General features: G+C 56.2%; 7 protein-coding genes and 2 pseudogenes. 3 read left to right on the top strand and 6 right to left on the bottom strand.

Annotation, left to right across the window (positions count from 1 at the left end; translation table 11 throughout):
* A partial coding sequence (locus AC1RQ9_RS18135; RefSeq protein ID WP_485988009.1) for an AbrB family transcriptional regulator occupies positions 1-657 on the bottom strand: 657 nt, incomplete at its 3' end.
* A 9-nt stretch (positions 658-666) separates the two neighbouring features.
* The gene (locus AC1RQ9_RS18130; RefSeq protein ID WP_019092238.1) at positions 667-1,236 is read right to left on the bottom strand and encodes a hydrolase; all 570 of its coding nucleotides are present in this window, start codon (positions 1,234-1,236) and stop codon (positions 667-669) included.
* A 116-nt stretch (positions 1,237-1,352) separates the two neighbouring features.
* On the opposite strand from AC1RQ9_RS18130, the gene AC1RQ9_RS18125 reads away from it, so the two are divergent.
* Positions 1,353-1,958: a TetR/AcrR family transcriptional regulator gene (locus AC1RQ9_RS18125; protein ID WP_019092237.1), complete on the top strand. Its 606-nt coding sequence runs from the start codon at positions 1,353-1,355 to the stop codon at positions 1,956-1,958.
* Between the two features lie 159 nt (positions 1,959-2,117).
* On the opposite strand, the gene AC1RQ9_RS18120 is transcribed toward AC1RQ9_RS18125, so the two are convergent.
* Positions 2,118-3,011, bottom strand: a complete 894-nt coding sequence (locus tag AC1RQ9_RS18120) for an alpha/beta fold hydrolase (protein ID WP_026019853.1) — start codon at positions 3,009-3,011, stop codon at positions 2,118-2,120.
* 954 nt (positions 3,012-3,965) lie between these two features.
* Here AC1RQ9_RS18120 and AC1RQ9_RS18115 point away from each other — a divergent pair.
* A complete protein-coding gene (locus tag AC1RQ9_RS18115) occupies positions 3,966-4,904 on the top strand; it encodes a replication protein RepA (RefSeq protein WP_010515665.1) in 939 nt (312 codons plus the stop codon).
* Positions 4,905-4,991: 87 nt separating this feature from the next.
* Positions 4,992-5,675 (top strand): annotated as a pseudogene (locus tag AC1RQ9_RS18110) (IS630 family transposase); the annotation flags it as partial.
* Here AC1RQ9_RS18110 and AC1RQ9_RS18105 read toward each other — a convergent pair.
* The 3 genes and pseudogenes from AC1RQ9_RS18105 to AC1RQ9_RS18095 form a co-directional block, all read right to left on the bottom strand.
* Positions 5,670-6,192: pseudogene (locus AC1RQ9_RS18105) on the bottom strand (transposase family protein); the annotation flags it as partial. The pseudogenes AC1RQ9_RS18110 and AC1RQ9_RS18105 overlap by 6 nt on opposite strands.
* Positions 6,193-6,236: 44 nt before the next feature.
* Positions 6,237-6,935 carry a hypothetical protein gene (locus tag AC1RQ9_RS18100; protein WP_019092593.1) on the bottom strand — a complete coding sequence of 233 codons (699 nt, stop codon included), beginning with the start codon at positions 6,933-6,935 and terminating at the stop codon, positions 6,237-6,239.
* Positions 6,932-7,606 (bottom strand): ParA family protein, encoded by a 675-nt coding sequence (locus tag AC1RQ9_RS18095; protein ID WP_232275864.1) that lies wholly within the window; start codon positions 7,604-7,606, stop codon positions 6,932-6,934. Before AC1RQ9_RS18095 ends, AC1RQ9_RS18100 begins: the two co-directional genes overlap by 4 nt.
* Positions 7,607-8,130 lie beyond the last annotated feature (524 nt).

Raw genomic sequence — 8,130 nt, 5'->3', positions numbered from 1 at the left:
CGCGGCCATCCCGATCCCCATGGGCACAAGCAGTCCCCCGGCCGGCACGCGCAGACGGGTGCCCAAGGCGCTGCCTGCCAGCGCGATCACAAGCGCAAGTAAAGCACCCTGCCATGAGAGGGTCTGTGCCACGACCAGTGGGGCGGACGGCGTTCCGGCAACGCGCGCAATAACGGCCGCAATGACGGCGCAGCAGGCCACGCGCAGATATTGCATGAAGGCGACGAGCCGCATATCCGCCCCGTATGATTCCGCCATCAGGGTCATGACCGTGGCCGCACCGGGTGACGAACCCCAGATCGCGGTATTGCCGGGTAGCAGGCGCGAACGTGTCAGCAGCCAGCCGAGAAAAGCTGCCGCAGACAGGGTAGAAAACGTACCGGCGACAAAGACCGGCCAGCTGGCTGCCATTTCGCGAAAGATCGAAGCTGAAAGATAGCTGGCGATCATGACCCCGACCACGCCCTGCGCACCGAGAAAGGCCCAGCGGGGAATACGGACCGCACCACCCCGTGTGGCCAGTACGACCGCCGCCCCCAGTGGTCCCAGCAGCGGCGCGGCCGGCAGGCGTAAGGCAGTCAGAAGCGTGCCGAACACCAGCGAAAGCAGCCCCAGTACGCCCCATCGCCCGGTCAGCAGCCATACGGACGGCCCCACCCTCACCGCTTAACCGCCAAACACGATTGTATCGGAAGGCAGCACGCGTGCGATCCGCGGGAGGATGGAGCGGATGGAAACATCGTGAAGATCTGCTGACAGGCTGGTGCAGAGATTCTCGGCGATGACGATGTGATAACCAAGCTCCCAGCCATGCCGTGCGGTGGATTCAACCCCGAAATTCGTAGCAATACCGCCCAGAACGACCGTTCGGATGCCCCGCCTGCGGAATTGGAGGTCGAGTTCCGTGCCTGTAAATGCCCCCCACTGATGTTTGGTGATGACGATATCGCCGGGTGCCACCAGCCCGTCGGCCAGGTGCGCCCAGTCCGCTGGCAGGCCGCCTTCCGGCGGGCTTAAGGGCTGGTCGGCGGGACCGGGCGGCGCGTCGGCAAAGTCGGGTGCAAACGCGACCCGAACCAGTACGACCGTAGCACCGGCATCCCGGAAGCGGGCGGCAAGCGATTTACCACTCTCCAGCACCTGCGACGATGGCCGCGGGGCGGTTGGCAGGGCAAGTATGCCATTCTGCAGGTCAATGAGGACAAGGGCGGTGGTTCGCGGGTCAAATCTGTTCACGGATCGGCGCCTTCCGGGATCTGGATACATGGTCGGGTCAAACATCGACCGGCAATGGAAAATCGGTTATGCGAGGACTGTCTCGCATAAAAGAAAGTTGAGGGTACCCTCGCATTATGTCAAGCCCGCCCCGTTCATCACCACTCGCGCCCAAGCGGCAGCGCGGACGCGACCGCGTTGAAGCGATCCTTACGGCCGCGACAACGGTCTTTGGCGAGAAATCTTACGAGGCGGCGACAATGACCGAGATCGCTGCCCGCGCCAGCACGGCAATCGGTTCGCTCTACCGTTTTTTCCCGACCAAGGACGTGCTGGCAGCCGCAGTGCTCGAACGCTACGGCGCGCGGCTCCTACATGCCCTGGATAAGCTGGTTGACCGCGATCCGACGCTGTCGCCACGTGATGCGGCAGAAGGACTGCTGGACATCATCCAGCGTCTACGGACGGAACGCTCAGTCGTCCTTTCGCTGCTCGACAGCGGGATTACCCTGCCAGATGGGACAGGAACGCTCCGCAAGGCGCTGATCGGGCGCATGAGCCAGCTGTTGTCACGGCTCGGTGGCTCTCCGGGCCCGCATGACGAACGGGCGGTGATGCTGCTGCATCTGGTCAAGGCGATCTTTGCCCTGCCACAGGATCATTCGGTCCCCCGCCCGGCACAGGACAAGGAAGCCGTTACGGTGCTGCGTCTCTATCTGGAACATGCGGTCGCCTCCCGCTGATCCGGGTCAGAGGTCGCTCCGTAACCTCTGAATCCGCACACAGCCGATCGATATCTTCAGCAATCGCGTCATCTGGATTGAACGGGTCTGCTTTTCAAAGCATAACTGACTATAATGCGGTGAAAATCGAGCTTTGACTCTCCAACTCTTTCGCGAAGGTCAGAGAAACGCATCAAGCCGATGCAGCAGTTCTGCCGGTGCTTCTTCCTGCGGACTATGACCACAGTCGATCGCATATCCCCGCACGTCCACGGCTTTTTCGCGCCATGTCTCGACAACGTCATATAGCGCGCCCACGGTGCCACGTGCACCCCACAGAGCCAGTAATGGGACCTCAATCCGCCTGTCTGCATCATTCGCATCATGGACGAGGTCGATGCCTGCTGCAGCGCGGTAGTCTTCGCATGCTGCATGACGCATTGCCGGGTCGGCGTAGCATCGACGATATTCGGCCACGACACGCGGATCGACCGATCCTGGTATCTTGATCTGTCCTGCAATGTGGCTTTCGAGAAAAAAGTCCGGATCCCCGCTGATCAGCCTTTCCGGCAAGGGGGCAGGCTGGATCAGAAAAAACCACCAGAAGTAGCGTCGGACGAATTCCATATTGGTCCGGGCATACATCGTTGCTGTCGGTACGATATCGATCAGCACCAGTTTTTCCACCTCCTGCGGTGCATCCAGCGCCATGCGGTGCGCCACCCGTCCGCCCCGGTCATGCCCGACAACCATGAACCGCTCAAATCCAAGCTTGTGCATGACGCCAACCAGATCAGCCGCCATGGCCCGCTTGGAATAGTTGGCGTGATCCGTCCCACCTTCAGGCTTGGCGCTATCGCCATAACCCCGCAGATCTGGGGCCACGATGGTAAAACGTTTCGCCAGTGCGGGCGCAACCTTATGCCAGATCAGATGCATCTGCGGATGACCATGCAGCATGAGCAGCGGTGGTCCGTTTCCGCCGGTAGCCGTGCGGATCCGCACGTCATTCACCTCGATATCCCGCCAGCTAAAGCCCGGCAATAGATCGGGGAATTTCCTGATTGCGATCATGCTTTCACCTGCATTCGTCCAGTGGACACACAGCAAAAAAGCAGAATATCAGGAAACCAGTATTTCCCCTGATGAAGACCTGTTGATTATCTCCCTGCCGCGACTCACAACGGCGTCACTGGGTAGATCAGTTGGGATATCCGAGAGGGTCGATTCGCAGAGTCTCCGGGAATAGACAGGGCCATGTCACGCGTGATCACGGACGTCAGCCCCCAGTGTAACCACAACATCCAGATGAGGACTTTGGCGGGCGTAGCCCACGCCACGACATTATCCCGAGAGACCGTAAAACGTACATCGACGGAGCCAGCGTCTCAGCGCGCCACCCGACCAAGTGAAAGTTCTGAACACCTGTTCCAGTCTACATTCCCGCCAGAGTCCTCATGGAGTTTCTTTCAGAGGCAAAAACTGGGGACTCTGGCGGGAACATGCGACGCGCAAGGTTAATTTCTGAGATATGCCGGAAATCTGGAGCCGAAACAGATCGCAAAACGGTCCTCGAAGTGAGGACTCTAGCGGGGTTTTATGCGTCAAAAACAGGTTTATCCGCCGAACATCAAGGAAAATCGGGCTGTTAGAAGCCTCCTAACCTGAAAATTTCTCAGTTTTGAGGACTTTGACGGGGGGCCAAATTAGCGCTATCTGCAAATCGAGGACTCTGACGGGAAACTTGATGCCCTCAGAGATACCGATTCGCTACACCTCCCTTTTGCGAGGTGACCAACAGGGTACTGAGGACTGTAGCGGAAAAACTGAGGACTCTAGCGACACGTGCTTACGGAGCAAGCACGATTCGCATAAGTTATCCCGAGGACACTAACGGGACAAACTAATATTAGAATACAATTATCTTTAACTAGTATTAGATCCCGCTACAGTCCTCAGAGACATTCTGAACAAATCCATGCATCATGGTCGCAGAATCGAGCCAACATACATATACCTAGGGGAGCCATGATGGCGGAAGTGCATGACTTGCTTCAGGAGCATGGTCGACAGCATGTACTCCAGCTAGACATGGACCGCCGCGTCGTTGATGCGGCCGCCGCATATCTGACGGACGAAGATGCCGGACTAGGTTTCATGTATAGCGGCTGGGCACAAGCACCGCTCCCACATAAAAAACAGCCCGACTCTGCACCTTGGCAAGTTCGCACCGACAGAGTTACCCTTCTCGTAGAACCAGGTCGACGAACGCTTCCGAATGGGGAACTTCAATGGATTGGTGTCCCATACGGAAGTCGAGCCAGACTTATACTGCTATATCTGCAAACCGAGGCTCTAAGAACCCAGAGTCGCGAAATTGAGCTCGGAAAGTCGCTTCGCGACTGGCTTAAGAAGATGAACATCTCTCCTGGCGGCAAAACGATAGCCGACGTAAGAGAGCAGGCACTCCGCATCACGCGCTGTCGTCTCACTTTCGAGGTCCAACAAGCAGGAAAGTCAGCATTAGTACAACAACTTATAGTCGACAAAGCACTGTTTACGGAAGATGGCGAGGACTCTAGCGGGGGACAACTTTTAGCGCGGACGAAGCTGAGTGAAACATTCTACGATCAGCTTCGTCGACATCCTGTTCCCATTCAGGAATCCGCAATTCGAGCGATCAGTAAACACTCGATGGCTTTAGATATATATTGCTGGCTTGCATATCGGCTGCATGTCCTCCAGAAGGACACGCCAATCACTTGGAAGGGTCTTCACGCCCAGTTCGGCGCTGGCGTAAAACGCCTAGACCATTTCCGTGATACCTTCTGCGCTCAACTCAACTTGGCGCTAGCAGTATATCCAGAGGCGGTAGTCAAACTGAGTGCTGTGGGCCTAACATTAGTTCCCTCACCTCCACCTGTTGAGCCAAAACGCACGGTAGTCGCGTTTCCTAGGTCCCGCTAAAGTCCTCACTCAACGTAGACGATGAAAACGTCTGAGTCGCATAGAGGCAAATCAGTAGGCTAATTGCGGACGAACAGTCGAAGATAGCCGCATCGGGCTGAAACCTTCAAACTGTCGACGGACCCGCTATTTGTCGACAAGGTTCGGGATATTGTCGGTCTTTACATGTCGCCACCGAACCGCGCGATCGTGCTGTGCGTCGACGAGAAATCCCAGATCCAGGCGCTGGACCGCGAACAGCCAGTCCTGCCCATGATACCGGGCGTGCCGGAACGACGTACCCATACCTATCTCCGGAACGGTACGACGTCGCTGTTTGCAGCCCTCGACATCGCAACAGGTGCGGTAATCGACAAATGCTACAAACGTCATCGTACCACGGAATTTCTCGACTTCCTGAAACGTATCGATGCCGAGATGCCTGATGACCTGGATGTTCACCTCGTGATGGATAACTACGCCACACATAAAACGACCACGATCAAGACGTGGTTCGCGCGCCGCCCGTATTGGCATGTTCACTTCACGCCCACCTCAGCTTCCTGGATCAATCAGGTAGAGCGCTAGTTCGCCGAACTGACGCGCAAGCAACTCCAACGCGGCGTGCATCGGTCAACAACTGCACTCGAAGCCGACATCACAACTTTTATCGACGCACATAACAAAAACCCACGGCCGTATCGGTGGGTTAAATCAGCCGACCGGATCCTCGCCTCGGTGAAGCGCTTTTGTCATAAGACAATGAGCCGAACTTCAGATTCAGGTGACTAGTACTAGGCACTCTCGCGTGTAGTCGTCCTCAACGGTCAGCACGCGGAAGCGACATCCGTTGTCCAGCGCTAATTAGGACCGTCGGGCACCGGCGTCGGCGAGTAGGTGCCCATTTCCTGTTTCTGGCCACCACACTAGTGGACCGACAACCCTTCCTTGCGATACAACCGGAACAGCTTCTTGTGGATCAGGATTACTCCTTCGCACTCCAGAAAGATGTGCCGACCCTGATAGGGAAACTGGCATCGTTCGCCCGCAAGGTGGCGCGGTAGGCCGCGCACCTCGGTATCACATGGACGGTATGACGCATAACGCCACGTCCTCGGGTCGACGGTGATGAGACTACAGGCCCGCCCCCGCCGTTGCGAGTAATCCCGTTTGGACATCGCCTTGGTCAGAGCATTACGCCGTAATGCCGGGCGTCTCACGAGTTTCCTACTTGCTGCTCCTCAAGCTTCGAGACCTCCAGCCCACCGTATTTCGATCGTCTTGTGTAGAAGGTCGCGTTGCCGATCCCCTAATAGATGCAGGGGTTGGCCTCCTAATGCTCTCTCGGAACTTTTACTCGTCACTGATAAGTTCATCGATTTCACGTAAGCGCTTTCGGATGGCAACAAGCTGTTCCAGCATTTGGCGCCTGGTGGATCTAAGGCGCCGCGCCTCTGTTACGAGCGCGGCAAAATCAACATGAGATGCAGGCCGCTTGATTGACTTTCGGAACGCTATGATTGCAGAACGAGACGCGCTGGGTCCGACGAGGCCCTTCTCGCGCGCCGCTTCAAGTTCCTCTGGTCCCAGCAAAGTCAGCTGATACGCTGCACTATATGAACCCGGTAGTGACGTCTCGCTAATTCGGCCACTATCCACCATGCTTGCGATCCGACGCAACTGGGAGGCCACCGGTTCGGAGAAAGGGAAAAAGCGTTCGAAACTGGCTTTAAGACGGTTTTTTTCTTCTCTCGAAAAAAGTGCATTTTCTAGCGTATTTAATGCTCGGCCGATTTCCAGAAAGGAACGCGCAGCCTTTTCCCACGCAGATGTTACGGCGCGCTGGGTATCAAGAATGATCCGGATGCGGCCCTCGTCCTTCGCAAGGTCCGTTCCGGAAAATACTGATGCAATTGTCTCCAGGGTTTCAGAAGATACGGTGGTGAGTTCATGTAGCTCGCTAGGACGCGCATCAGATGGCTGTATTTCGTCAGCATCAAGGCCCTGCAAGGCTCGCAGCGAGATGCCGCGCGTCGAATTGGCTTTGCTCACAGGTCCAACTCCTGTCGCAAGTATGACCAGAGTGCGCCAAACGCTTCCGCGTTTTTGGGCCGACTTAGATCCATGACGCCTAACCCTTTACCATTTGCGAGTGATATTTCCTCTGCTTGGGCGATTTCTACGGGACACACGGGTCCGACATTTAGCAATTTGGAGCGGATAGTCGCGTAGGAACGAGTTCGAATATTCGCCCGATTAATGATGAACGCTGCTTTCGCACCGCTCTGTTTCAAATGGCGCATCCACGGTATCACGCTGTCTAAATCGTCTTGGCTTTGCTGGCAAGGAACCAGAACAAAGTCAGAACCTTCACACAAGCCCAAGATTGCTGTCATGTTGATTTCGATCGAAGGCGGCGTGTCGATGACAATAAAATCGGCAGAGGATTGCCTCGCCATTTTCAGGGTAGACCGCCAGTCATCAAGGGACGCGCGATGTACAGGAATATGGGACACGGCCGGAATACTCGCACGGACGCGTTCCCTGCGTTCCGCCCATGTGGCTAGAGTTGCCTGTTTATCCATATCCAGTCCTAATACTTGTCTGCCAGATTGAGCAGCTAAAACAAGTATATTCCGGGATAACGACGATTTTCCAACACCACCCTTTGGCGATGATAGCATCACGATGGATTGTTTTGATGGAGAGGGATGTTTTGTCATTGGGACCTTATCGATGCAGGAGTTCCGCGGACCGTCACCGTATAGAAGGAGTTTTTACAGGACAGCTTTCTGAAGACAAGAGAAGAGTTCCAAATCTTTTACGCCGTAAAAATTTTACCGCGTAAAACGCTTTTTTCTGTTGATTTGGTGCGTTGCTTGCGCAGGACGTATCGTCTGGGACCACAGTTAGTTTGCGTATGGTCGGGAGCGCCAGAGCTTTGAGCCGATTGCCCATTGTTTGCCGAAGAGGAATGGCCAAAAAAAGGTCTAAATAAGACAAAGCTGCACCAGATCGACCAGCACGCCGCAAGGGGCGGCTCCTCCCCGTGCTCAGCGTCTGCGTCGCCTGCGCGCGGGTCCGGTGCTGCCGCTACGCGGCACCCTTGCCCCGCACCGCCCGACCCGGTTGCAATGAGAGCTGAAGGAAAGAGTAATCAGGCGATACAACCTGGTTAGCACGCCCGTTCCTGACATCCCGAAAACCTGATCCGGAAACATCCCGGCCTGCAGAAGCAGCGCCGGGA

It is taken from the genome of Komagataeibacter ossonobensis (genome assembly GCF_057359305.1).
Note: the sequence above shows the minus strand (reverse complement) of the source record. Positions and strands in the feature narration are given on the sequence as shown.